This window comes from Bradyrhizobium sp. DOA1 (assembly GCF_001593325.1).
Lineage (GTDB): Bacteria > Pseudomonadota > Alphaproteobacteria > Rhizobiales > Xanthobacteraceae > Bradyrhizobium.
The window spans coordinates 2,235,065-2,259,763 of sequence record NZ_JXJM01000001.1 but is presented as its reverse complement, the minus strand read 5'-3'; the positions used below and the strand labels follow the sequence as shown (position 1 = coordinate 2,259,763).

21 protein-coding genes are annotated in these 24,699 nt (G+C 64.4%); 10 read left to right on the top strand and 11 right to left on the bottom strand.

What is annotated here, in order from left to right; genetic code table 11:
* Nucleotides 1-2: 2 nt before the first annotated feature.
* Nucleotides 3-1,952: a DEAD/DEAH box helicase gene (locus tag SE91_RS10585; RefSeq protein ID WP_061847574.1), complete on the bottom strand. Its 1,950-nt coding sequence runs from the start codon at nt 1,950-1,952 to the stop codon at nt 3-5.
* 274 nt (nt 1,953-2,226) lie between these two features.
* Between SE91_RS10585 and SE91_RS10580 the strand changes: the two genes are divergently transcribed.
* A complete protein-coding gene (locus SE91_RS10580) occupies nt 2,227-2,967 on the top strand; it encodes a metallophosphoesterase family protein (protein ID WP_061847573.1) in 741 nt (246 codons plus the stop codon).
* 6 nt (nt 2,968-2,973) lie between these two features.
* On the opposite strand, the gene SE91_RS10575 is transcribed toward SE91_RS10580, so the two are convergent.
* Together SE91_RS10575 and SE91_RS10570 are read right to left on the bottom strand one after the other, a co-directional pair.
* On the bottom strand, nt 2,974-3,390 hold the full coding sequence (locus SE91_RS10575) for a VOC family protein (protein ID WP_060737794.1): 417 nt from the start codon (nt 3,388-3,390) through the stop codon (nt 2,974-2,976).
* A 125-nt stretch (nt 3,391-3,515) separates the two neighbouring features.
* A complete protein-coding gene (locus tag SE91_RS10570; protein WP_061847572.1) occupies nt 3,516-4,667 on the bottom strand; it encodes a zinc-binding dehydrogenase in 1,152 nt (383 codons plus the stop codon).
* Nucleotides 4,668-4,844: 177 nt separating this feature from the next.
* On the opposite strand from SE91_RS10570, the gene SE91_RS10565 reads away from it, so the two are divergent.
* Complete coding sequence (locus SE91_RS10565; protein ID WP_061847571.1) at nt 4,845-5,324, top strand: GNAT family N-acetyltransferase; 480 nt, start codon at nt 4,845-4,847, stop codon at nt 5,322-5,324.
* Here SE91_RS10565 and SE91_RS10560 read toward each other — a convergent pair.
* Nucleotides 5,321-6,070 carry a class I SAM-dependent methyltransferase gene (locus SE91_RS10560; protein WP_061847570.1) on the bottom strand — a complete coding sequence of 250 codons (750 nt, stop codon included), beginning with the start codon at nt 6,068-6,070 and terminating at the stop codon, nt 5,321-5,323. The two genes, SE91_RS10565 and SE91_RS10560, sit on opposite strands and share 4 nt — an antisense overlap.
* 366 nt (nt 6,071-6,436) lie before the next feature.
* Here SE91_RS10560 and SE91_RS10555 point away from each other — a divergent pair, with 366 nt between their 5' ends.
* From SE91_RS10555 to SE91_RS10540, 4 genes are all read left to right on the top strand, one after another.
* Nucleotides 6,437-7,678, top strand: a complete 1,242-nt coding sequence (locus SE91_RS10555) for an MFS transporter (protein ID WP_283806228.1) — start codon at nt 6,437-6,439, stop codon at nt 7,676-7,678.
* Between the two features lie 70 nt (nt 7,679-7,748).
* Complete coding sequence (locus SE91_RS10550) at nt 7,749-8,912, top strand: MFS transporter (RefSeq protein WP_061847568.1); 1,164 nt, start codon at nt 7,749-7,751, stop codon at nt 8,910-8,912.
* Nucleotides 8,913-8,980: 68 nt separating this feature from the next.
* The gene (locus tag SE91_RS10545; RefSeq protein ID WP_008565596.1) at nt 8,981-9,592 is read left to right on the top strand and encodes a PilZ domain-containing protein; all 612 of its coding nucleotides are present in this window, start codon (nt 8,981-8,983) and stop codon (nt 9,590-9,592) included.
* Between the two features lie 330 nt (nt 9,593-9,922).
* The gene (locus SE91_RS10540; protein WP_061847567.1) at nt 9,923-10,546 is read left to right on the top strand and encodes a transglutaminase-like cysteine peptidase; all 624 of its coding nucleotides are present in this window, start codon (nt 9,923-9,925) and stop codon (nt 10,544-10,546) included.
* Between the two features lie 118 nt (nt 10,547-10,664).
* Here SE91_RS10540 and SE91_RS10535 read toward each other — a convergent pair whose 3' ends face one another.
* The 5 genes from SE91_RS10535 to glsA form a co-directional block, all read right to left on the bottom strand.
* Nucleotides 10,665-12,410, bottom strand: a complete 1,746-nt coding sequence (locus SE91_RS10535; RefSeq protein ID WP_061847566.1) for a CYTH and CHAD domain-containing protein — start codon at nt 12,408-12,410, stop codon at nt 10,665-10,667.
* Nucleotides 12,411-12,640: 230 nt separating this feature from the next.
* Complete coding sequence (locus SE91_RS10530) at nt 12,641-13,993, bottom strand: metal-dependent hydrolase family protein (RefSeq protein ID WP_061847565.1); 1,353 nt, start codon at nt 13,991-13,993, stop codon at nt 12,641-12,643.
* Between the two features lie 15 nt (nt 13,994-14,008).
* Nucleotides 14,009-14,572, bottom strand: a complete 564-nt coding sequence (locus SE91_RS10525; RefSeq protein WP_008562632.1) for an HdeD family acid-resistance protein — start codon at nt 14,570-14,572, stop codon at nt 14,009-14,011.
* 395 nt (nt 14,573-14,967) lie between these two features.
* The gene (locus SE91_RS10520) at nt 14,968-16,611 is read right to left on the bottom strand and encodes an MFS transporter (protein WP_236840741.1); all 1,644 of its coding nucleotides are present in this window, start codon (nt 16,609-16,611) and stop codon (nt 14,968-14,970) included.
* A 69-nt stretch (nt 16,612-16,680) separates the two neighbouring features.
* Nucleotides 16,681-17,676 carry a glutaminase A gene (gene glsA, locus SE91_RS10515; protein WP_061847564.1) on the bottom strand — a complete coding sequence of 332 codons (996 nt, stop codon included), beginning with the start codon at nt 17,674-17,676 and terminating at the stop codon, nt 16,681-16,683.
* A gap of 351 nt (nt 17,677-18,027) precedes the next feature.
* Between glsA and SE91_RS10510 the strand changes: the two genes are divergently transcribed.
* Nucleotides 18,028-18,237 (top strand): hypothetical protein, encoded by a 210-nt coding sequence (locus tag SE91_RS10510; protein WP_060737797.1) that lies wholly within the window; start codon nt 18,028-18,030, stop codon nt 18,235-18,237.
* A 262-nt stretch (nt 18,238-18,499) separates the two neighbouring features.
* On the opposite strand, the gene SE91_RS10505 is transcribed toward SE91_RS10510, so the two are convergent.
* Entirely contained in the window at nt 18,500-20,047 is a 1,548-nt protein-coding gene (locus SE91_RS10505) for an FAD-dependent oxidoreductase (RefSeq protein ID WP_061847563.1), read from the bottom strand.
* Between the two features lie 393 nt (nt 20,048-20,440).
* On the bottom strand, nt 20,441-21,148 hold the full coding sequence (locus tag SE91_RS10500) for a GntR family transcriptional regulator (RefSeq protein ID WP_061847562.1): 708 nt from the start codon (nt 21,146-21,148) through the stop codon (nt 20,441-20,443).
* A gap of 269 nt (nt 21,149-21,417) precedes the next feature.
* On the opposite strand from SE91_RS10500, the gene SE91_RS10495 reads away from it, so the two are divergent.
* Genes SE91_RS10495 through SE91_RS10485 form a run of 3 tightly spaced genes read left to right on the top strand, consistent with a single transcriptional unit; the run spans nt 21,418 to nt 24,697 of the window.
* A complete protein-coding gene (locus SE91_RS10495; protein WP_061847561.1) occupies nt 21,418-22,404 on the top strand; it encodes an ABC transporter ATP-binding protein in 987 nt (328 codons plus the stop codon).
* A gap of 44 nt (nt 22,405-22,448) precedes the next feature.
* Nucleotides 22,449-23,738 (top strand): ABC transporter substrate-binding protein, encoded by a 1,290-nt coding sequence (locus SE91_RS10490; protein ID WP_061847560.1) that lies wholly within the window; start codon nt 22,449-22,451, stop codon nt 23,736-23,738.
* Between the two features lie 5 nt (nt 23,739-23,743).
* A complete protein-coding gene (locus tag SE91_RS10485; RefSeq protein WP_082813704.1) occupies nt 23,744-24,697 on the top strand; it encodes an ABC transporter permease in 954 nt (317 codons plus the stop codon).
* Nucleotides 24,698-24,699: the final 2 nt, after the last annotated feature.

Genomic DNA, 24,699 nt, shown 5'->3' with positions numbered 1-24,699 from the left:
GCTCACCCGCGCCGCTTCTTCTTCGCCTTCTTGCCTCCCGCACCCTTGATGGGCCATGGCGTGACTGAAGGCTCCGCGTGGCCCTGCTTGTTTCGCTGCTTGTTCTTCCTTCCGAAGGAAGCAGCCTCGTCGACTCTCGGACCGCGCTCGCCGTGAGCCTTGTCGCGCGGCTTGAATGCTTTCGTGTCGCGTGCGCGATCTTCGCGACGCGGGCGGCGATCGGCATCAGCGCTCTCGCGCCGGGGCGTATATGACCTCTCCTCCGACGGCGCCTGCCGCTGCGGCGCCTCCGCCATCGGCTCGATGCGGATGCTGTCTTCCTTGTCCGGACGCTTGATCCTGGCGGCGAAGGACTCCGCGACGCGCTCGGAAATCTCGAACTCGGTGGTGGTGTCCATGATCTTGATGGCGCCGATGTCGCGCTTGTCGATGCCGCCGCGGCGGCAGATCATCGGCAGCAGCCAGCGCGCTTCCGCATTCTTGCGCCGTCCGATCGCGGCGCGGAACCAGACGCTGCCCTCTGCCATATTGTGCTTCGACGATGCCTTGCCGGACTTCGATCGCGACTTGCCAGGACGATCCTCGTCTTCCGCACCTCGAAATTTGTCGCGACCGCGATCCTCGCGCGGCTTGCCGCTGCGTTCGCCGGGATCGATGATGTCTTCGGGCGATGGCAGCCGTGCCCGATAGAGCCGCGCCAGCGCAGCGGCGATGTCCTCCGCCGACCGCTCGGCCAACAGCGCCTGCGCCAGCACCAGATCGTCGGCGGTGGTCTCCTCCGTGAACAGCACGTCCTTCATGCGGGCGTGGTCGAGCTTGCGGATCTCCTCGGCTTGCGGCGCGGTGTCCCAGGCGGCTTCGACGCCAGCGAGATCGAGCAGCAGCTCGGCGCGCCGCCGCCGTGCCGGCGGCACGAGAAGAACGCTGGTGCCCTTGCGGCCCGCGCGTCCCGTGCGGCCGGAGCGGTGCTGCATCACCTCGGCGTCATTGGGCAGATCGGCATGGATGACGAGGTCGAGGCTCGGCAGGTCGATGCCGCGGGCGGCCACGTCGGTCGCGACGCAGACGCGGGAACGTCCGTCCCGCAGCGACTGCAGCGCCATGGTGCGCTCGTTCTGCGTCAGCTCGCCCGACAGGGCGACCACGGAAAAGCCGCGCTCGAGTAGCGCCGCCTGCAAATGCCTGACGGCATCGCGCGTGCTGCAGAACACCAGCGCACTCGGCGCCTCGTAGAAGCGCAGCACGTTGACGACGGCATGCTCGACATCGCCGGGCGCGATGCGGATCGCGCGGTACTCGATGTCGGCGTGGCCGCCCTCGTCGCCGGCAACCTCGATGCGGAATGCGTCGCGCTGATATTGCCTGGCCAGCGCGACGATGCCGCGCGGGAACGTCGCCGAGAACAGCAGGGTGCGGCGCGTCTCCGGCGTGGTCTCGAGGATGAACTCCATGTCCTCGCGGAAACCGAGATTGAGCATCTCGTCGGCCTCGTCGAGAACGACTGCCTTCAGCTCCGAGATGTCGAGCCGGCCGCGGCGCAAATGATCGCAGAGCCGGCCCGGCGTGCCGACGACGATGTGCGCACCGGCCGCAAGCTCGCGCTGCTCGCGGCGCGGATCCATGCCGCCGACGCAGGAGACGACGCGGCCGCCCGCATGCCCATAGAGCCAGGCAAGCTCGCGCTGCACCTGAAGCGCGAGCTCGCGGGTCGGCGCCACGATCAGGGCAAGCGGCGCGGCGGCCTGCTCGAAGCGCTCGGCGTCATCGAGCAAATTCCTGGCGATCGCCAGCCCATAGGCGACGGTCTTGCCGGAGCCGGTCTGCGCCGAGACCAGAAGGTCGCGGCTGGTGGCTTCGTGGGCGAGCACCGCGAGCTGGACGGGCGTCAGTGAGTCATAGTTCCGCTCGGCCAAAGCGCGGGCGAGCGGCGGGGTCAGGGCCGGAAGAGACACGAGATGGGAAACCTTGGTTAATTCAGGCGCGGCACAGCGAGCCGAGGCGCCCAAAGCTGCGTGCGCGGCAACGGCCCGGCCGCACGCTGGATTTGATCTGGGCGCTCTTTACGCCAAGCGCCCGGAAATCGCCAGTGCCGTGATGCATGGCTTGGTGGAGAGTGCCGCGCCAAGGTTGCAGCGGATTTTTGCAGTCACCTCGATTAACCTCGGTGCGGCTGGGTCGGCCGGCCGCCGAGCCACGTCAGGCCTGGGTACATAGGAAAGCGCAACGATGAGACTGGCAGTTATTTCCGATATCCACGGCAATCTCGCCGCGTTGGAGGCCGTGCTGGCCGATATCAAGACGCGCACCGTCGATCGTACGGTCAACCTCGGCGATTGCGTCACCAGCCCGTTGTGGCCAAAGGAAACCTTCGAAGCTCTCCAGTCGCTGTCGTTGCCGACCGTGCGCGGAAACCATGATCGCTGGATCGAGGAGTTTCCCGACGACAAGCTCTCGCCGGCAGGACTGTTCGCGCGCAACGCGTTGACGGCAGAGCAGCGCCGCGCGCTCCACAGCCTGCCTTCCCAACTACGGCTGGACGATGGGGTCGTGGCCTGCCATGGCACGCCCGACGACGATACGACGTGTTTGCTGGAGGAAATACTGGACGACGGCCGCTATGTGCCGGCACACCGCGACGTGCTGGCCGCGCGTCTCGCAAGCGAGCCGGCGGCCCGCGTGGTGCTGTGTGGTCATAGCCACCGCCAGGCGGTCGTTCATGGCCCCGGCGACTGCCTGGTTCTCAATCCGGGGAGCGTCGGCTGCCCGGTATTCGCCGACATTCCCGTCGCGGCCAAGCTTGAATATCGCTCGCCTCACGCCCGCTACGCGATCATCACGAAGGGAAGAAGGGGCTGGCAAGTCGAACTACTCGCCCTCGAATACGATTGGGAGGCCGCGTCGGCACGTGCGCTCGCCAACGACCACCCGAGATGGGCGCAGGCCATGTTGTCCGGATACGTGACGTAGCGTCCTTCAGATCTCCGCGTAGATCTCCAGCAGATTGCCGTCGGGATCGCGGAAGAACAGCGTCCGATGACCAAAGGGCTGGTCCGTCGGCGGCGACAGCAGCACCACGCCCTGGCGCAGGAGCTCGTCGGCGCAGGCATCGACTTCGGACGCAGACACCCTGAAGGCCAGTTGCAGCGAGGCGCTGCCTTCAGGCGTCGGGGCATCGGCCGCAGTCCGGCCCGGCTTCGCCAGCGCCAGCGTGTTGGGGCCGAGGCCGTATTCGATCCAGTTCGGCGACAGCTCGCGCTGCAGCGACAAGGCAAGCACGTTCTCGTAGAAACGCCGCATCGCCGCCATGTCGCGCACGAAGATGACGGTGTAGTCGATCGCGCGGATGGCTCGGAAGGGAGAGCAAGCGCGCGCGTCCGGTTCATCTTTCATGGTGGCCCTCGTTGCAAATGCCTGCACGAAGCCGCATGAGCGCAGCGACATGCGGGACAACCTCATCCGACGCACCCCCGGATATCGCTTCGCTCATCCGGGCTACGATCACCCGCGACAGGCCATCATTCCACCAGCTCCGGCCAGGGCACGATGGTCGACTTCACCGTCTTCATCGCCATCGCGTCCTTGACTGCCTGCGCGACGCCCGCTTCCGTGAACGGATAGATCGTCTGCATCTTCAGCCAGGGATATTTGTCGGCGGTGCGGTAGAGCATGTCGACGCCGAGCGGCAGGTCATTGCCGGTGAAGCCCCAGGACCCCAGCACGTTGAGGTCCTTGGTGCAGATGCGATGCCAGGAGGTGTCGATCGAGCCGGCGTCGGTGAACTGGCCCATCTCGACATAGGTGCCGCCGTCGCGCAGCATCTCGATGCCTTCGGGTCCGGCGGTCGGATGGCCCGAGCAGTCCATCACCAGATCGGCGCCGAAGCCGCCAACGATCTCGCGCACACGCGCGATGCGCTCCTGCGGCGATTTGATCTCCTCGATGTTCACCGTCGCCTCTGCGCCGAACTCGCGCGCGAGCTTGAGCCGCGGCTCCTCCGGCGCGCCGACGCAGATCACGCGCCCTGCCCCCATCTCCTTGGCGGCCGCGACGGCGAGAATGCCGATCGGGCCCGAGCCCTGGATCACTACCGTATCGCCCCAGGTGAAACCGCCGGCGCGGGTCGCGCGGTTGAAGGCGCGGATGCAGGAGGTCAGCGGCTCCGACAGTGCCCCCAAGCGCAGCGACATGTCGTCCGGCAGCTTGTAGATCTTGGTGCCCGGCAGCATCTCGAGATCGACATAGACATATTCGGCCCAGCCACCCCACATGTGCGGCGCCTTGTCGAAGCCGAGATAGCGGCCGTAATAGACCGGCGTCAGGCACTTGTTCGCAGTCTGCGGATAATGAATGCAGTAATAACAATGGCCGCACGGCATCAGCGGCGGGATCATCACCTTGGAGCCAACCTTGAGCGGTTTGCTCATGAAATCCTCGGTGAACTCGTCACCGCATTCGACGATGACGCCACCGATCTCGTGGCCGAGCGTGAAAGGCCAGGGCAGCGGCTTCGGCCAATGTCCTTTCAGGATATGCAGATCGGTGCCGCAGACCCCGCAGGCGCCGACCTTGATCAGCGCGGCCTTCTTACCGACTTTCGGCCACGGCACGGTGCGGATGACGGGCTCGGTGCCGGGGCCGGCGTGGGTGCAGACGCGGATCTGTTGCATGGCTGTTTCCTCGATGCCCGTCTGTTATGATTGATAGTGCGGGCTGAGACGAAGCGTATGTGAGATGCGCGGTCGTGCCAAGGTGCAGTCTCGTCGCCCGCAAGAGCATAGCGACATGCGGGGAGCAGCGCCCCCGGATTGCTACGCTCGTCCGGGCCACGTTCGAGGACAACGCCGATGCTGCGTGACTTTCGATCCACAGATGCGGAAGCGATCGTACGCGTCGCGCTGGCCGCGTTCGCGGAGTTCGAGCCGCACTATTCCGACTGGCCCTTGTTTACGACCCATGTCGCAAAGATGCCGGAGCTTTCAAAAGCCGGCGAGATCATCGTCGCCGAAGAAAGTGGTGAGATCGTCGGCGCTGTGGCCTATGTTGGACCGCAAGCGCCGAAGCCGGCCTTCTTCGATCCGGCATGGCCGGTCATCCGCATGCTGGTGGTCGATCCAGCCGCGCGCGGCAAGGGCATCGGCAGACAACTGACGGAAGAATGCGTTCGCCGCGCCGAGCGCGACCAGTCGCCGGTGATTGCGCTGCATACCACGACGATCATGACGGTCGCGCTGCCGATGTATCTGCGTATGGGATTCGTGAGGGTGCGGGATGCGCCCGATATTCTGGGGGTGCCGTACGCCGTCTATGCCAAGTCGCTCGCCTAGAGACCGCAGAGACAGATCTGCCGCATGCTGCCCGCAGCCAGCGGACCGCGGTCGAAATCACCAAAGCGCGTGATGAGGCGCAAGCCGCCCGAAGCGATCAGCAATGGCATCTCCTGCGGGAAGATGCTGCGCATCGGCAATTTCACCTGCCAAAAGTCCTTCTCGGCCTCGCTCGACCAGTACCAGTCCACATGCCTGACCTGCGCGAGCGGCTCGTATCTTGCGGTCTCCTCGACCGTGATCATGCCGAGATCGTCGTGGACGACCGTGCCGATCAACTCGCGCTTGTCGGGGTCTGCGTTGAGCAGGGCGATATCGGGCAAGAACGCGTCGAACACCAGCCTGCCGTTCGGCGACAGGTGTCTGCCGACCGATCCGAAGAAGCCTTTGAAGTCGTCCAGGCTATGCAGGTGCAGGACCGAATTCATGGCGACGATGATGGTCTCGAAGGTCCGCCCCCCGAGATCGAAATCGCGCATGTCCGCCTGAACGAAGCCGGGCTCGACTGCGTGCGCTCTGGCTTGATTGCGCGCGCTCTCCAGCATCGCCGGGGACAGATCGGCTCCGACGACCTCGAGCCCGGCTTGCGCCAGCGGAATGGTCAGGCGACCGCTGCCGCAGGCAAGATCGAGGACGCGGTTGCCGCCTTCGCGCGCGATCTCGACATAAAAGCGTTCGAGGATTGCATCTCGCGGGGCCATCAAGTCATAGAGATCCGGGCGCTCGTAGAGGCTGCTCTGTTCCATAGGGCATCGTAGCGGATAATCTTGTGACCTGCACAAGAGCTTGTCGCCGTAGCCCAACTAGCGGAGGCGGAGACGAAAAGCGGAACGGTGGTCCCGGATACGCTGGCTCCAGTTGAACTACGGCGCGCCACAACCACCACCGTCATCCTGAGGTGCGAGCCTTGCGATGCATCGGCATCGCGAGGGGAGCCTCGAAGGATGGACCAAGGGGATTGTAGCCCATCCTTCGAGGCTCGCTTCGCTCGCACCTCAGGATGACGTGGAGTGTGTAGGGAAGTGCATGGCAGATAACCCCATCCATCCAATTGTCTTGAGCGCTCATCAACGAGCGTGTATGGCCGGATGACATCCTTTCCTGGTGCTCCCTTGAACCCCCTTCCCCAAAATCCCGTCGTCGCGTCCGGCTCGTTCGCGGCCATGAGGTCCGTGCCGTATCGGCTCCAGTTCACGGCCTATGTGCTGGCGATGATGGCCGACAACATCGAGCATGTGATCAGCTATTGGGTGGTGTTCCAGAAATTCCATTCGCCGGCGCTGGCGGGCTTTGCCGTGCTGTCGCACTGGCTGCCGTTCCTGCTGTTCTCGGTCGCGGTCGGCGGGCTCGCCGACCGGTTCGATCCGCGCCGCATTATCCAATTCGGCATGCTGCTGTTCATCGTGGCGTCCGCCGGATGGGGCTTCTTCTTCATCACCGACACCATCCAGATGTGGCACGCGATGCTGCTGCTGGTGATTCACGGCTGCGCCGGCGTGCTCTGGCAGACGCCGAACCAGCTCCTGCTCTACGATCTCGTGGCGCCTGCGGACCTGCCGAGCGCGGTGCGGCTGAACGCGATGGCGCGCTATCTCGGCATCCTGGTCGGGCCTGCGGTGGGCGGCGTCATCATGCTGACCCTCGGCACGTCGCACGGCATCATCTTCAACACGCTGTTCTATCTGCCGATGCTGCTCTGGCTGTTCTGGGCACCGGTCCGCGACAGCAGCGTGGCGGTGCGGCGCTTCGCGGTGCGCGGCCTTGCCGACATCGTGCTGACGATGCGCGCGATCGGCACCCAGCCGGTGCTGTCGGCAATGACGTGGCTCGCCGGCCTGACCTCCTTCATGATCGGCAACGCCTATCACGCCCAGATGCCAGGCTATGCCGGCGATCTCGGTCATGGCGATCCCGGCGTCTCCTACAGCGTGCTGCTCGCGGCGGACGCGGCCGGCGCGCTGTTGGCCGGCATCGCGCTGGAATCCTGGGGGCGCCTCAAGGGCAGCCCGCGCACCGCGATCATGCTGGCGATGCTCTGGAGCGTGGCGCTGCTCGGCTTCGCCCTGGTGCGGATCTATCCTGTCGCGATCGTGCTGTTGTTCTTTGCCGGCTTCTTCGAGCTCTCGTTCAACACCATGGCGCAGGCGCTGGTGCAGCTGAACGCGCCGCACGACATCCGCGGCCGCGTCGTCGGTCTCTATAATATGGCCGGGCTCGGGATGCGGGCGTTCAGCGGCATCACCGTCGGGCTGTCCGGCGCCGCGATCGGCATCCACTGGTCGCTCGGCCTGTCGGCCGCCGTGCTGCTCGCGCTGCTTCTTCTGCTGCAACTGCGCGCTGCGAAGCCGACGTAGCGAAGCAAGCCCGGTTGACACCCGCCTGTCTCCGCCGCACGCTTGCAGCGGCGGCCGGGGAGACGACACGTTGCGCAATCGGTGGAGCATTCTTGCAATCCTGTTCGTCGTGCGCCTCACCATCGCATTTCAATTTCAGAGCGTGGCCGCGGTCGCGCCGCTGCTGCAAGGGAGCTTCGGCGTCGGGATTGCCGACATCGGGATCCTGATCGGGCTCTATTTCACGCCTGGCATCGTGCTGGCATTGCCAAGCGGCGCGATCGGCCGGGCTCTCGGCGACAAGCCGACGACGATCCTGGCGCTCTTGCTGATGACGGCCGGCAGCCTGGTCATGGCCACAACCGACATCTGGGGCTGGCAGATAGCCGGCCGCCTGGCCTCGGGCGCCGGCGGCGTGCTGCTGACGGTGCAGCTCACCAAGATGGCCACCGACTGGTTTGCCGGCAGGGAGATCGCGACCGCGATGGCGATCTTCGTCAATTCCTGGCCGGTCGGCGTTGGGATCTCGCTTCTGGTGCTGCCTTCGATCGGCACCGCCTATGGCGCAGGCGCGGTGTTCCTGGCAGCAGGTGTGCTGACCGCAATCGGTATTGCGCTGATCATGTTCTACCAGCCGCCCCCGGCGGTAACGGTTGGCGCTGCCGCCTCCGGCTGGCCCGATGCTCTTGCCCTGCTGGCGGTGATCGTCGCGGGCATGATCTGGGGCCTTTATAATATTGCCTTTGCCATGATCTTCTCGTTCGGCCCGACGCTGCTGACCGAGCGCGGCTGGAGCATCGCGGCGGCGGGCTCGGCGATCAGCGTCGTGATGTGGCTGTCAGTGATATCGGTACCGGCCGGTGGCTACCTCGCCGATCGCGGCAAGCCCTTTGTTCTGACGATCGCGGCCAGCCTCGTCGTGGCCGCCCTGCTGGCCTGGCTGAGCCGATCCGACGCCGTGATCACCATCCTGATCCTGGGCGGACTGGCCGGCGGCCTTCCAGCCGGCCCGATGATGAGCCTCGCCGCCCGCGTCCTTGCGCCGGAGACGCGCGCCCTCGGGATGGGCGTGTTCTACACCCTCTTTTATGCCGCGATGATGTTGGGGCCGGCTCTCGCGGGCCGGCTCGCCAAGTCGGCCGGCACGGCCGCAGCTGCGTTCGACCTCGGCGCACTGACGGTGCTGGCCTGCCTGCCCCTGATGTTGCTTTTCGAGCGTATTGTGTCTGTCCGTGAGCGGCGCGCCCGATCCTAACGCGGCATTAACCCTATGCACCTTAGGGTCGTGCCGACTCCGCCCGGGCGGGGGGTCGGGTGTTGAAAATGGCGTTGGCGAACAAAAAATTTCTTCCGGCCGCCGAGGAGCGTCGGCGTTTCCAGCGGGTGAAAGTACACCTGCTCGGCCGTTACATGCTGCCGGACCGCCGTGAATTCCCCTGCCAGGTCATCAACATGTCGCCGGGCGGGCTCGCGTTGCTCGCCCCCGGCATCGGCAATGTCGGCGACCGCGTGGTGGCCTATCTCGACCATATCGGCCGGGTCGAGGGCAAGATCACCCGCATCATCGACAACGGCTTCGCCATGACGATCGGCGCAACGCCGCGCAAGCGCGACAAGCTCGCGGCCCAGCTGACCTGGCTCGCCAACCGCGACATCCTCAACCTGCCCGAGGACCGCCGCCACGACCGTATCGTGCCGCGCAACCCGATCGCGGTGCTGACGCTCGAGGACGGCACCAAGATGACCTGCCGCATCATCGACCTCTCGCTGTCGGGCGCTGCCATCGCCGCGGAAAACCGCCCGCCGCTGAAATCGACGGTCTTCCTCGGCCGGGTCCAGGGCCGCGTGGTCCGAAACCTCGAAGACGGCTTCGCGCTTGAGTTCATGCATGAGCAGCCGATCGAGACTCTCGAAGAGAGCGTTACCGCGCGGTAAAGCCGGAGAGCACCAAAATCTCTGTATTTCAAGCCTCGAAGGCGGCCTCCGCGATGCGGACGCCGCCTTTTTCGTGCGTTGCGGCCATCCCGATGCGAGTTAACGCAAGCGAGCAATTGCGCGCAAACGACGGTTCCGCCAGCGTCTGCGCGTTAATGCATAAAATTTGAATCAATTGCAGTCATTTCAAATTTTATGAGAATTCGATTCAAGTATAGATCGAATTCGCCGCGCCTTTTACTTGTATTCGTCTCGACTTGACTTGACCGACTTAGCGGCAACTCAAATGCTCCCTGTCAAATGTGGTCCCAACAAGAAACGGGGGCCGCAATGTTTGATTTCAGGGGACAGGGGAAGAGACTGGCGCTGGCCGCCATGCTCTTCGGGATCAGCGCAGCAGCGCAGGCCGGCGACAGCCGACTGCTCTATGCGAGCCTCGGCGACCCCACGCGTGCGCCGATCGGCTGGGTCGAATTCTGTGCGGACAACGCCGCCCAGTGCAAGGGCGCGCCGACGCAGGCACGCGACATCGTGATGTCGCAGGCGGCATGGCGCGACCTCGTCAAGGTCAATCGCTGGGTCAACGAGACCGTGAAGCCTTTGACCGATCAGGAGCACTGGGGCGTGATCGAGAAGTGGTCGCTGCCGACCGACGGTTATGGCGACTGTGAAGACTACGTGCTGTTGAAGCGCAAGATGCTGATGGATGCCGGATGGCCGCGCGAGGCCCTGCTCATCACCGTCGTGCGCGACAAGAAGGGCGAAGGCCACGCGGTGCTGACGGTGAAAACCGACAAGGGCGAGTTCGTTCTCGACAATCAGAACGAGAACGTCCTGGCCTGGACGGAGACGGGCTACCGCTTCGTCAAGCGCCAGTCGCAGAGCGATCCCAACGTCTGGGTCTCGCTCGGCGATACCAAGCCGGCGGTCTCCACCGCCAGCGCGAGAGATTAGGAACGAGACAACAGGTTACGCGACCCGGTCACATCCCCACCCCTCCCCGTCCCAGACCGGTTCGCGCGCGGCCAGGCTTCCCCCAAAGCCTGGCCGCAACTTTTTCGGGGATGCGCTATCAGCCCTGTGCCGCCCACGGCACCCGCGCGGCGGTGAAATCACGCCACGTGCCGTGCAATGACGACTGGACGCCGATCGAGGCGTGCGCCTGCCAGCCGGCGATGGCAGCGGCGGCGACGGCGCTGTCGGGCTCGGTATCGAGCCCATCGAGCAGCGATGCCGTGACCGCCATGTCGTTGAAGGCGCCGAGCTCCTCCTGCAGAGCGGCGAGCCGGCGCGAGAAGCGCTTGGTGGATTTGCGATCCTCGTACAGCGGCAGCAGGAACTCGCTGAGATAGCGCAGCCGCTTGGTCGCGAGCCGCACCCGATGCAGCTGTTCCACGGAAAGCGATTTGAAACGGCGGCCCCGCTTGAGCAGCTTCGCATATTGCTCCGACAGGATACGCTGCGCAAAATCGACCGCGGGCTCGGCGAGCCGGCCGAGATCTTCGGCAGGGACATCGCTGCGCCAGCCCCGCGCCTCGATCCAATTGCCGAGGCCGAGCAGGAACAGTGCACAGCGGCGATCGGCGAGCGCATGATGCGCCTTGCGATAGGCGGCGGACTGCCGCTGGGCCGCAGCACGGCCGAGCGCATCGAAGCCGGCGACGGAAGGACAGGCCTTCGCGATCGTCGGCAGGGTTTCGAGCTGGAACACGTCCCAATCGCGCGCAGCGGACAGATCCTGCGCCAGCCATTTGGCTTCCGAGCGCACCGCATCGAGATTGCTGAGCGTGCCGACCGATCGCATCAGGTCCAGCGCCGACCGGAGCCGACGCAGCGCGACGCGGAGTTGATGCACGCCCTCCGGATTGCGGCCGTCCTCTGCTGCCGGCAGCGACTGCAGCAGATGCAGGAAGCAGGAGCGCAGGATCGTCGCGAAGGCGTCGTCGAGCGTGACTGAAGGATCGAGGCGAAGTTTTCGCGGACGGCGGGCCGTCGGCGGCGCGCCCATGGCCAGATCGAAGCCGCGCGCCGACTTGCTGCGGATGGACGGCTTCACCACCCCGTGCTCGGCCAGCCGCAACGCGATCTCGTAGATCGTGCTCGCGCTGCCATCCTTGAGCTCCAGCTCGATCTCGCTCACCGGCATCGACCGATCGCCGGCCGCCAGCCCGCCACGGTCGAAGGCGACCTCCACCGTTCCCGACGGCAAATCGACGATCCGGGCGTGGCGATGGATATCGGCGGTGAAGACGGCTTCGAGCGGCTGCGCTTCGAGAACGCCGCGAAGTTTCTCCGGGACGAAGGGCATCGCCAAAGCAAGATCGGGCGCGAGCGAAGGCACGCTCGCCTCCCACTCGCCACGACGCAGCGGATCATCCGCGGCATCGGTCTTCACGGTCTGCACGAAGCGCGCCCCGCTCTGGCGTACCCGCAGGCTGAGGCCATTGCGCCGAAGCGTCCGCTCGGGCGTGTCGTAATAGACGGACTTCAGATGCTTCCGCGAGCCCTTGTTGCGCGCATGCGCCGCGATGACTGGCGCGGCGTTGAAATGCGCCATGCGATCGGCATCGACGATGAGCTTGAGCTCGATTTCGCCGGCGGGCTTTGCGGTGGCGGCCCACCGAGTTGACGGAGGGGTCGCGTCTTGCGATGGCGTCTGATCAATCACAGCGCCCTCGGTATTCGCGGGTTCCGCGCCGTCCTCAATTTGCCTCAGGAAGCCCGCAGCGACTTGCGTTCTCTTGTTGTCCTTGGGAACAGGATTGGCGTCTTGCGCGCTCGGTGTCTTGCGAAGCGGCGCTGCGTCTGATTTCAGCATCTACGGTAACATGACAGTTCAATGACCGAGCATCAGCATATAGCCGGACTGGCCCGCGCTGAACAGTAGCCTCGAGCTTTCCCGGCATTCACATGACGCGCCAGGGGCCAGGATCGGACAAGTTGTCACAATGCGATGCGACACGACGAGCTAAAATTGTTGCGGCGCCACCGTCAGGCAATCGAATCGATAGCGAATCGCGCCGAGCTCGAAACCAACATGACCGCGCGTCAGTGCGCGAGCGTGTTCTTGTAGATCCTGCCATCCTTCATGATCACCACGAAATTCTTCGCGGGATCCTGGATGATCCTGATGTCGTCGAGCGGGTTACCGTCGACTAGCAAGAGGTCCGCGAGTGCGCCTTCCTCCACCACGCCGAGCCGGCCGGGGTATGGATTTCGCGGGCCCGAGAGGCTCAGCAGTTCCGCGTTCGTGGACGTTGCCATGGTCAGCGCTTCGGCCGGCGTGTACCAGCGCGTCAACGCGGCCAGCATCGAGCCCTGCTCGTCCGCCAGCTCCTTCGAGAACAGCACGTCGGTGCCGAACGCGGTCTTGATGCGGTACTTTTTCGCCAGCGCATAGACACGGTCGGTGCCGGCAACGACCTGCCGCAGCTTATCCTGCTCCGCTGGTCCCAACCCAGCCGCGGCGGACAGATCCAGGAACGGCTGCGTGCTGAGCCAGATTCCCTTCTCGGCGATCAGCTTCGCGCTCGCCTCGTCCATGAGATGGCCGTGCTCGATGCATCTGACGCCGGCCGCGATCGAGCGCTGGATCGCGACCGGCGTGTAAGCGTGCGTGACGACATAGGTGCCCCAATTGTCGGCGGCCTCGACCGCCGCGCGCAGCTCCGGCTCGGTGAAGGTGGAGACATCGAGCGGACTGAAGGGCGACGCGACGCCGCCGCCCGCGGTGAGCTTGACCTGCGAAGCGCCCTGCATGAGCTGCTCGCGCGCGCGCACGCGGACCTCATCGGGGCTGTCGGCAACCATGCTGCCGCCGATCCGCTCCATGCGGCTGAGCATGCCGCCGATGGTGCGCGGCAGATCGGAGAGCTGCCGGAAGTCGCCGTGACCGCTGGTGACGGTGATGATGGCGCCGGACGGATAGATGCGGGGACCGACGACAAGGTCCTCGTCGATCGCCTGCTTGAGCCCGAAGCTCGGCCCGCCCATGTCGCGCACGGTGGTGAAGCCGCGCATCAGCGTCGCGGTCGCCTCAGCCGCCGCAAGCAGATTGTTGTAACCGATATCGCCCGCAAGCGCAGCCATCGGCGTCGGACGCACCAGCATCGTATGCCAATGCGCATCGATCAGCCCGGGCATCAACACGCGGCCCGCGCCGTCGATGATCTGATTGGAGGCGGTCAGGTCGCCGGACGAGATCTTCTCGATAATCTTGTTCCGGACCAGGACGCTGGACGGCCCGGAGAGCAAGCCACTCTTGCCATCGAAAATCCGGACGTTCCGAAACAGCACTGCGGAATCGTGCTGCGCCGGTGACGGTGACGGCAGCCCCAAGATCGCGCCGGCAAGGCCAAGCAGCGTGGCGACACGCGAGCGCGCTTTCCTCCAGATCAACATCGCCGATCTCCGCAGCTATGCAGGCTTGGCTACAGGAAGCCACGCAAAAGTCAGCCATCCGATGCCGTGGGACAGAAGGTCGATGCCCAGCAGCAAGCCCAGAACCCAGAGCCCGGTCATTGGAAAGCCGGTGAGGATGACGAGACCCGCCAAAACGCCGAACAGCCCGGAGGCGACCATGATCCCGCCTCCCTGCTTCCACCTGCCGATCCCGATCAGGATGCGCACGAGCCCCGAGACCAGCAGTGCAATGCCAAGCACGTAGGTGAGCAGGAGCGCTCCCGTCAGCGGCTGGCTGACCAGTATGATGCCGAAGGCAATGTAGAGGATGCCGAGTATGATCTGCCAGACGAAGCCGCCCCAGCCTTTGGTCCAGAACGCGTGAAAGATTTCGAACGCGCCGGCGGCGATGGCCATCCAGCCGATGAAGAGCGCACTGACCACGGTGAAGAACGCGATATCGCCCAGCACCATCAGCCCGGCGAACGCCATGAAGAGACCCAGCAGCACACAGATCCAGCGGGGTGGTTGCGGCAGCCCGGTCGCGCCGATCGGCGCGCTGTGGTCGTAAGTCGTCATGACATTCCTCCTCGTTTATCTCCAGCGCCATCCGCAATGACGGCGCCCACGATGCCACCAGCACTCCCAGCGTCGACGCCGCCGACGCCATGATGGCGGACGAGGCGGCGGCCGGTGTGGCGGCCGATGCGGTGGACGACGGTCCGGTCCGGGCAATGGACGGGCATCCTGCTGCGCAAAGCTGCGGACGGCGGGCTCGCGTTTGGCTGGAACGGGAAGATCGATTGGCGACATCGCAGACAGGGCCGAAGCCTCCCGCTGCCACAGGCTCACGCCCGCACCCATCAGGATCACGCCCCCGAACAAATGGCGCAGCGCGTCGCGTCGATCCACCTCACGCATTGATTTCATAGCCGGAGTTCTCCCTGACCAATCCCCTGCTCCTTGTTCTCAACTCAGGTCTTCGCGGCGGCCTCATCACTCGGAATCTCGCCCGGCAGATAGGCTGGAAGCCGCCCCGCCGGGATGATTGCGATCAGCGAGAGACCCGCCATGATGAGGAGCCCAATCTTGAGCGCACGCAGGCGCGCCTCGGTGTTGACGCGCACGGCTTCCCCGACCTGCTCCGGCGATGCGCGTGTGCCTTCCAGGACGCTACGCAGGCGGTCGTTGCTGACGAAGGTGATGTTGTCGAGATCGACCTGGGCCTGAAGCTCGGGGGTGAGGACCGGGCTTGCCGTGATCTTGCCGAGCGCGATGGTACTGAGGAGACCGACCAGAAGGGCACCGGCCACTGCGGTCCCGACTGCGGCGGCAAGGTTTTGCGTCGTGCCACGCAGGGAGCCGACATCGCCAGCGAGCGCTTTTGGAGAGGCCGTCACCAGCACATTGAACAGCAGCGTCACCAGGGAGCCCTGGCCGATGCCGAACAGGATGAGCCCGAACAGAACCGGAATCTCGCTCCAGTCGTTGCGCACGACGAAGGCGAGCCAGACCAGCGCGATGGTGCAAAGCGCAAAGCCATAGCGGCCGATCTGGCGTGGCGTCAGCCGTTCGTAGACGTTGACGATCAGCATCGCCGAGAAGAAGACAGTGAGGTTGAAAGGCATCATTGCGATTGCGGTGGCAAGCGGCGAACGCCCCTGCACGATCTGGATGTAGAGCGGCACCGTGAAGTTCAACGCAGCTTCCAGCGCGACCACAGCAAACAGCGCGAAGACCGCGCAGCGCTCCTCCGGCGAATCGATCACCTCCAGCGCCAGCAGCGGCGTCTTGCCGGCGGCCTGCCGCCGGTGCGTCCACAGCAGAAACGCCTGCCCGAGCACGACCCCGAGCACGATCATGACCGGTGCAGGTGAGAACCCGAGCAGATCGAACGGCGCGTTCGGCGTCGCCACCGCGAGACCCCAGCCGTTCAGATTATTGAAGCCGAAGCTGATCAGGATGATCGCGCTCGCGGCGAGCGCCACGCCGACGAGATCGATCTGCACATCGGGGCGGCCGCGATCAGGCTTCAGGCGGAAGCTCATCAGGAACACGATCGCGGACGCAGCGATCAGAATGCCGAATGCTGGTCGCCAGCCGATATACGTTCCAAGCACGCCGCCGACCACAAAGGCGAGCACGCCGGCTGCCGCGCGGGCCGAGCCAAGCGCGCCGAGCGCCGTTGCCTGCTGGCGACCGGCATAATTCTCTGCGATCAGAGCGACCAGCGAGGGCACGATGACCGAACCTGCGGCGCCGCACAGCGCCTGCGCCGAGATCATGACGGCGGCCGACGGGCTGAACGTCATCATGAGCTGTGAGACGAAAAACAGCACGACGGCGCCGCGGAACACCTGCAACGCGCCAAAGCGCTGGGCGAGCTTGGCGCCGAGCATGACGAAACCGGCTACCAGCATCGAATAGGCGACGATACCCGTCGCGACCGTGGTGGGTGCGACGCCAAAGCTGGCGACCATGCCGCCCATGGCCACCGGCAGCGAAGCCACGTTGAACGACATGATCATCTGGCCGAGCGCGATTGCGATCATGGGAACCCAGGATGCACGCTCTTCCTGGTGGACGGTGCCCATCGACATTGTCTGCGTGGTCGCCATGACGTCCTCCGGCTCAAATCGGCGTTGCGACCGGCCCAGCTGTGAGCCCGCCGCTCCTCCCGGCATCGATCATTCTTCCGGTTTCGACACGAACAGATCCATTCCCAGCCGCTGCGACAGGAACTTTGCTGCGAGCTGTCCCCGCACGCTGTTGCCGGCGGCATCGAGCGGCGGTGCGAAAGTGCCGAAGCCGCCCTTGCCCGGAGATACCGCGACGATGCCGCCGCCGATCCCGCTCTTGCCAGGCAGGCCGATGTCGTAGAGCCAGTCGCCCGAGGTCTCGTAGAGCCCGGCTGTGATCATGACGGCGAGCGCATAATGGCAGACCGAAGCGTCGACCACGCGCTGCTTCGTTACCGGATTGACGCCACCATCGGCCAGTGTCGCGCCCATCACGGCGAGGTCACGGGCGTTCACGTTGAGCGAGCACTGCCTCGTGTAGAGGTCCGTCGCTTCCTTTGCGTCGCAATAAATGCGGTCATAGCTCTCCAGCAACCGCGCAATGCTGCGGTTACGGAAATTGGTCTCCGATGCCGATGCGTAGACCTCTTCATTGAGCGGCAGCTGACGACCGGCAAAGCGCGACAGTCCGTCATGAATGAACTCCCACCGCGCCGCGGCATTGGCGCCGGGCGTGAGGCTGGTGGTCGCAATTGCACCAGCATTCACCATGGGATTGGTGCGGCCGCTGCCCTGCTCGATGGCCGCAAGCGAATTGAACGGAAGCCCCGTCGCATTTGCGCCGAGCCTGGTGCGCGCTTCCTCCGGTCCGATGGTCTCGCAGACCAGCGCGAACACGAACGGCTTTGACACACTCATGATTGAAAATTCGTAGTCGATTTCGCCGGCGCCATAGACCCGACCGCTGGTTCCGACGACACAGACGCCGAACAACTCGCTGGGCACGCGCGCGAGCGCGGGATACACCTGCGAATTGGTCCCATCACGGTTTGATTGAAAGCGCCGCTGCGCCTCGGCCACCAGTGCCTGCACCGTTTCCGGACCAGGCAGATGGCCAGTCGAGACGTAAGCTGTCTCTCGTTCGTCAGCCAGAGGTCGCGCCATGGCACTACTCCGTAGAACGGATTCCACGCAGGTCGGCTCCGTTCTAGAACTCGACGCTCCCAGCCAGTTGATTCCGCAAACCCCACAAAGTCAATTTGCAACCATAAGGCGATTCTGCAACTCTGCCATACGACTTCCATGACAGACGCACGACTGAGCAAGTCCACCGGGAAATTCTGGCACATACGTAAGGCCCACTGTCGCGCATACATCGAACTCTATTTAAAGTAGGAAGACAAAAGAGGTCGGCATCAACGCCAGATTGCATTGCTCTCGCGCCGGAGTACGATCATGCAACGGGCTGCGAAGAGAGACGCTACGGCAGCCCGCATCAAGTGGACGAGGCCCAACATGGTGGCACAAGCGAGTGACGGACGTGTCCTGCTGGTCAAGAAGCTCGGCGGACTCATCGCAATCGTCGTCGGATGCTTGCTGACCGCGGTCGGAGTGACCTTCGAATCCGGCAGCATGACCTTCTTTGGCGTTATCTTCCTGGTGCTTGGCGCAGGTCTACTCGTACTAAAGATCGTCAGACGAAACGAAGGATCTTCGTTGCCGTAGGCAGCGGACGCGCTTCGCTTACGCGTCAAGGACGTCGGCGACCCGCAGCTCGCCGACGGCGGGATCCTTCAGGAACAGCTCGGCCTTGAGTTCGGTCAGATGCGACAGCATCTGCGCGCGCGGCCTCTCTGTTGCCTTTGCGGATTGCGGCAACGATGCCAGCGTGATGATCGGTGCCGTAGGCCGGCGTGTCCTGGCGACGATAGAGCGATGGCATGATCGACGATCGCAGGCTCGGTCAGGGTGGTGCGGAGACCGCCGCTCACTCCGCGGCTTCAAGATTGGCGGGCTTGTCGGCCTCGCCGAGCGGCGAAACAGCCGGGCCGTTGAGCGCGGTGCCGTCGGGGGCAAACTGCGACCCGTGACACGGGCAGTCCCAGCACTGCTCCAGCGCGTTCCAGTGCACGACACAGCCGAGATGGGTGCAGCTTGCCGAACGCAGATGCAAATGTCCGTTCCGGTCCCGGCACGCCGCAACCTTTTTCAGGCCGCTGCGGACAAGGCGCCCCTCCCCGGGCCGCAGGCGTTCGACGCTCGCGATCTCACTTGCCGTCAGATACTCGGCGAGATTCTTCAGCGGCGTGATGTTCTCGCTGATGAACGTGCCGATGTTCTTCTGAATCTTCCGTGCCGGGGCGTAGACCTCCTCCCATGGGCTCGCGCCAGTCATGATGAGATCTGCAATCAACATGCCCGCTACGAGCCCATTCGTGATGCCTTGTCCGGAGTCGCCGCTGACGATAAAGAGGTGCTCCTCGCCGGGGCTGCGGCCGATGAAGCCGACGAAATCGGCCGGCTCCAGCACCTGACCGGACCATCGATGAGTTATCTCGCGCAGCGCCGGTAATCGCTCGCGCGCCCAGCGTTCGAGCAGGGCAAGGCGCAGTGAGCCATCGTCCGCTTCACCGGACTTGTGATCTTCTCCGCCAATGATGACGAAGTCCTCGTCCGCGGAGAAGGGCTGAAGTCTGACATAGTGATAGGGGTCGAGCGTATCCCAGTACAGCGCATCCTCTATCGCACCGGCCGGGATTTTGGCGGCGAGCGCATAGGTGCGGTAAGGCGCCTGCTTGGTATGGATCGCCACCTGCACATTGACGGGCGAGTTCGTCGCAACGACCACGTCTGCGGCGTGGACTTCGCGGCCCGAGGCGGTCGTCACGACCATGTCGCCACGTTCCTGACGGATGTTCGCTACGCAGGTGTCGGCATAGAGCTGCGCCCCGCGGCGCTGAAGCGCGCGGGCCAGCCCGGCGAGATATTTGGTTGGGTGCAGACGCGCCTGGCGGGCAAAACGCAACGAACGCACCAGACCTCCGGAATGGAATGCGGTCCGCTCGACGCAATTTTCGACGGGGATCCCGAGCCGGCAACAGCAATCAAATTCCTGATCCAGCTCAGATGCGGACGTTTCGCGCGCCAACAACCAGTAGCCGTCGACCCTACGAAAATCGCAGTGGAAGTCCTCGGCTCGCTGAATGGCCTCGGCGCGGTCAATTGCCGCTTCGACGCTTTGATGATAGTGCCGCGCACAATCGGGGCCGCGTACCCTGACCAGTTCGTCATAGCCATCGTCGAGCGCCGTCGCCAGATGCGCCGTGGTGCGCGCCGTCATCCCACTGCCAATGCGGCCGCGATCGAGTACCGCGACCGAACGTCCGCGGCTGGCGAGTTCATAAGCAACTGACAGCCCGGCGATTCCGGATCCGATGACGGCAACGTCTACGCCGACCGTCTGCGACAGCGCCTGAGCCTCTGCGACCGGAACTTCCATCCAGAGCGATCGCGTATACTCGTCCCGTACGTTCATGACGCTGCTCCCTAGAAAAAGAACGATGCAGCAGAACGGCGGTTCCTACCTGCCCTGCCGAGGGGAAACGCGATTGCGGGTCCCCCACGTCCATTAGGAACCTTCACTGCACCGGCGCTTAAACCGGCATGGCAAATCCATCACCTGGAATGCGTAGGGCATTGCGGCAGGCCCAACTGTACGGCCACCTGCAGGTCCGAAACGACAGGCTGTACTACCCCGGAGGCAGCAATCCGGTCTGCTCGGTACAGCTTGCGCGTGAGATGGTCAGGTCAGGGTTGATGACAAAGCGAAACGGCGACTACGAGATCACCCCAGAGGGACGGCTCGCCGCAGAAAGTAAATTGAGCCACTGAGTCGGGGCCGCAGCTCCGGCTGCGATTTCCGTTCGGGTCAGACGCCAAGCACATCCGCGAGCCGAAGCTCATCGGCCGCCGGATCCTTCAGGAACAGCTCGGCCTCGATCTCGGTCAGATGCGACAGCATCTGCGCGCGCGCGGCCTCCCTGTCGCCCTTGCGGATGGCGGCGACGATCCCTGCGTGATGATCGGTGCCGCAGGCCGGCGTGTCGTGGCGACGATAGAGCAGGATGATGAGCGAGGAGCGCGCGATCAGCTCCTTCAGGAAGCCGAGATAGATGCTGTGGCCGCTCATCTCGGCGACGAGCTTGTGAAATTCACCCGAGAGCCGGACCGAGGCGCGCGCGTCGCCGCGCAGCTCCGCCTGACGCTCCTCGGCGAGATGTTGCTGGAGACGATCGAGCCAGTCCGGCGACACGGCATCGATGGCATGATCCACGATCGTTGGCTCGATCAGGCGACGCGCCTCGAACACCTCGCGCGCATCGGCGGGTGTCGGGCGCGCGACGAAAGCGCCGCGATTCTTCTCGATGTTGACGATACCCTCATGCGCGAGCTGCTGCAGCGCGGTGCGAACCAGCGTACGGCTCGCGCCATAGATGTCGCCGATCTCGTCCTCACCGAGCTTCGTCCCCGGCAGCAGGCGATGCTCCAGGATCGCGGCGGTCACGCCCTCCCTGATGCGGCTGACGCGATCACTGGAGTCTGGCGCGTCGGATCTGGGGCGGGTTCTGGCAGCCATGGGTGCAGGCGTCGAGTTCGGGGGCTCATCGGCAACGTTCGAATGCAGATGTTAGTCGACGACCTGTATCCAATCACAGGCGAAACTTTATACAATATTCGCACATTTTGTGTGCAGGTATCCGCACAGCCGGCAGGCGCCCCGGATCGATCGGATTCGATCTAACGATCTGACTCCGCTGTACAGTTTTGGGAATTCGGGCAGACAAGAGCTGTTGGCACGGACCTTGCGGGAGAGGCCGGAAGCACCGCCCTCCTGTGGGACACGCCATGGCCATTCCCGCCGCTCTCGAACTGGTCGCCGTCACCAAGCGCTACGACGCCACGCTCGCGGTCGATAACGTCAACCTGAAGATCCCGGCCGGCACCTATTGCTGCCTGCTCGGCCCCTCCGGCTGCGGCAAGACTTCGACCCTGCGCATGATCGCAGGCCACGAGGCGGTGAGCGCGGGCGACATCATCCTCGGCGTGCAGAACGTCACCGACCTGCCGCCGGCCGAGCGCGGCACGGCGATGATGTTCCAGTCCTACGCGCTGTTTCCGCATCTTTCCGTGATCGACAATGTCGCTTTCGCCTTGAAGATGCGTGGCATCGACAAGCCGACACGGCACAAGCGCGCCGGCGAACTGCTCGAGCTGGTGGCGATGAGCCAATATGCGGGCCGTCTCCCGGCGCAGCTCTCCGGCGGCCAGCAGCAGCGCGTCGCGCTTGCCCGCGCGCTCATCACCGAGCCGCAGATCCTCCTGCTCGACGAGCCGCTCTCCGCGCTCGACCCCTTCCTGCGGGTGAAGATGCGCGGCGAGTTGAAGCGCCTGCAGCGTGAGCTCGGCATCAGCTTCATCCAGGTCACCCACGGCCAGGAAGAGGCGATGGCGCTCGCCGACCACATCGTGGTGATGAACCACGGCCGCATCGAGCAGCAGGGCTCGGCCCGCGACATCTTCCACCACCCGCGCACGGAATTCGTGGCGCGCTTCATCGGCGGTCACAACGTGCTCAGCGACGCCGGCAAGCTCATCGCCGTGCGCGCCGATCAGCTCGGCATCGTGCCGTTCGCTGACGGCGCATTCGGCGCGCCGGCGCTGCTGACCCAGACCGAGTACCAGGGCTCCTACATTGCCGTCTCGCTCACGCTCGACGACGGCACCGCCCTGTTCTCCCACGTTCCCGAGGCCGCCTTCGACATCCATCCGTTCCGTCCGGGCGATCGCGTGCTGGCCACCTGGGACCCCAGCAAGGCGCAACGTCTGCAATAGCGCCCTTCACGACAGAGAATGCGCAACACAGAGGAGTGAGCGAAATGACCGAGACGACCAGGACGACCGGCGTCAGCCGCCGCACGCTATTGAAGGGCACCGCGGGTCTCGCAAGCCTTGCCGCTGGCTCCGGCGCCATCACCGGCTTTCCCTACGTGAAGTCGGCCGATGCGAAGGTGCTGCGTTATCTCGGCACCGCCGTAAACGAGGGCGACGACATCGCCAAGCAGTGCCTGAAGGACACCGGCATCAAGATCGAGTATATCACCGCGACCACCGATGACGTCACCAAGCGCGTGATGACCCAGCCGAACTCTTTCGACGTGCTGGACACCGAATATTTCTCGCTGAAGAAGATCGTGCCCTCGGGCAACATCCTTGCGCTCGACGCCAAGAAGATCAAGCAGTTCGACAACATTACGCCCGTCTTCACCAAAGGCGAGACGCCCGGCGGCAAGAAGATCGGCGGCCAGGGCACCGCGCCCTGGAAGGTGCTCTATCTCGAAGGCAAGGACTCCAAGAAGTTCGCGACGTCGGCGACCGAGTTCGTCACGCTGATCCCGACCGTCTACAACGCCGACACGCTCGGCATCCGCCCCGACCTGATCAAGCGTCCGATCAGCTCATGGTCCGAGCTGCTCAATCCCGAGTTCAAGGGCAAGGCCTCGATCCTCAACATCCCCTCGATCGGCATCATGGACGCCGCGATGGTCGTGGAAGCCTCCGGCAAGTACAAATATGCCGACAAGGGCAACATGACCAAGGAGGAGATCGATCTCACCATGAAGGTGATGACCGAGGCCAAGAAGGCCGGCCAGTTCCGTGCGTTCTGGAAGGACTTCAACGAGAGCGTCAACCTGATGGCCTCGGGCGAGACCGTGATCCAGTCGATGTGGTCGCCGGCGGTGACGAAGGTGCGCTCGATGGGCATCGCCTGCACCTTCCAGCCGCTCAAGGAAGGCTATCGTTCCTGGGCGTCGGGCTTCTGCGTCTCCAAGGGCGTCTCGGGTGCGAAGCTCGAATGGGCCTACGAGTTCGTCAACTGGTTCCTGTCCGGCTATGCCGGCGCCTATCTCAACCGCCAGGGCTACTACTCCGCCGTGCTCTCGACCGCGAAGGCGCATATGGAGCCCTACGAATGGGCCTATTGGATGGAAGGCAAGCCGGCCGAGAAGGACATCAAGGCACCCGACGGCTCGCTGCTGGAGAAGGCCGGCGCGGTGCGCGACGGCGGCTCCTATGAGGACCGCATGGGCGGCGTCGCCTGCTGGAACGCGGTGATGGACGAGAACGACTACATGGTCCGCAAATGGAATGAGTTCATCGCGGCGTAACGGACATGTCGGAAGAAGTCCTGCAACAGGCATCCCCGGGCTTGATCCCGGGGTCGGGCACAGCGCGCGCGGCAAAGCCGACGCGCCTGTCGCCATCCTTCATCTCCTGGCTCCAGGCCGGGCCGATGATGCTGGTGTTTCTCGCCTTCTTCCTCATTCCGCTGGCCTTCGTCGTCATCGTCTCGTTCTGGGATTACAACGAATACCAGTTGCTGCCGCACTTCTCCGGCCGCGGCTACACCGACACCTTCGAGGGCTGCCTCGCGCAGCTCCCCGAGCTCTGCACCATCGGCAAGACCTATCTGAAGACGCTAAAGCTGTGCTTCATGGTCTGGGCCATCACACTCTTCATCGGCTTCTGGGTCGCCTACTTCCTCGCCTTCCACGTCAAGTCCAAGACCTGGCAAATGGGATTGTCGCTGCTCTGCACGATCCCGTTCTGGACTTCCAACGTGATCCGCATGATCGCCTGGATTCCGCTGCTCGGGCGCAACGGCCTCGTGAACTCCGGCCTGATGAAGACGGGGCTGATCAATCACCCCGTGGAATGGCTGCTGTTCTCCGAATTCTCGGTGGTGCTGGCGCTGGTCCATCTCTTCACCTTCTTCATGGTGGTGCCGATCTTCAACTCGATGATACGCATCGACAAATCGCTGATCGAGGCCGCCTATGACGCCGGCGCGAGCGGCTTTCAGACCCTCGTCAACGTCATCATTCCGCTGTCGAAACCCGGCATCGTGATCGGCTCGATCTTCGTCATCACCATCGTGATGGGCGATTTCATCACCATCGGCGTGATGGGCGGCCAGCAGATCGCCGCCGCTGGCAAGATCATCGAGACGCGGGTCAACGCGCTGCAATTCCCCGCCGCCGCGGCCAACGCCGTGATCCTGCTGGTCATCACCTTCCTGATCATCACCATGATGTCGCGCATCGTCGACATTAAGAAGGAGCTCTAGAG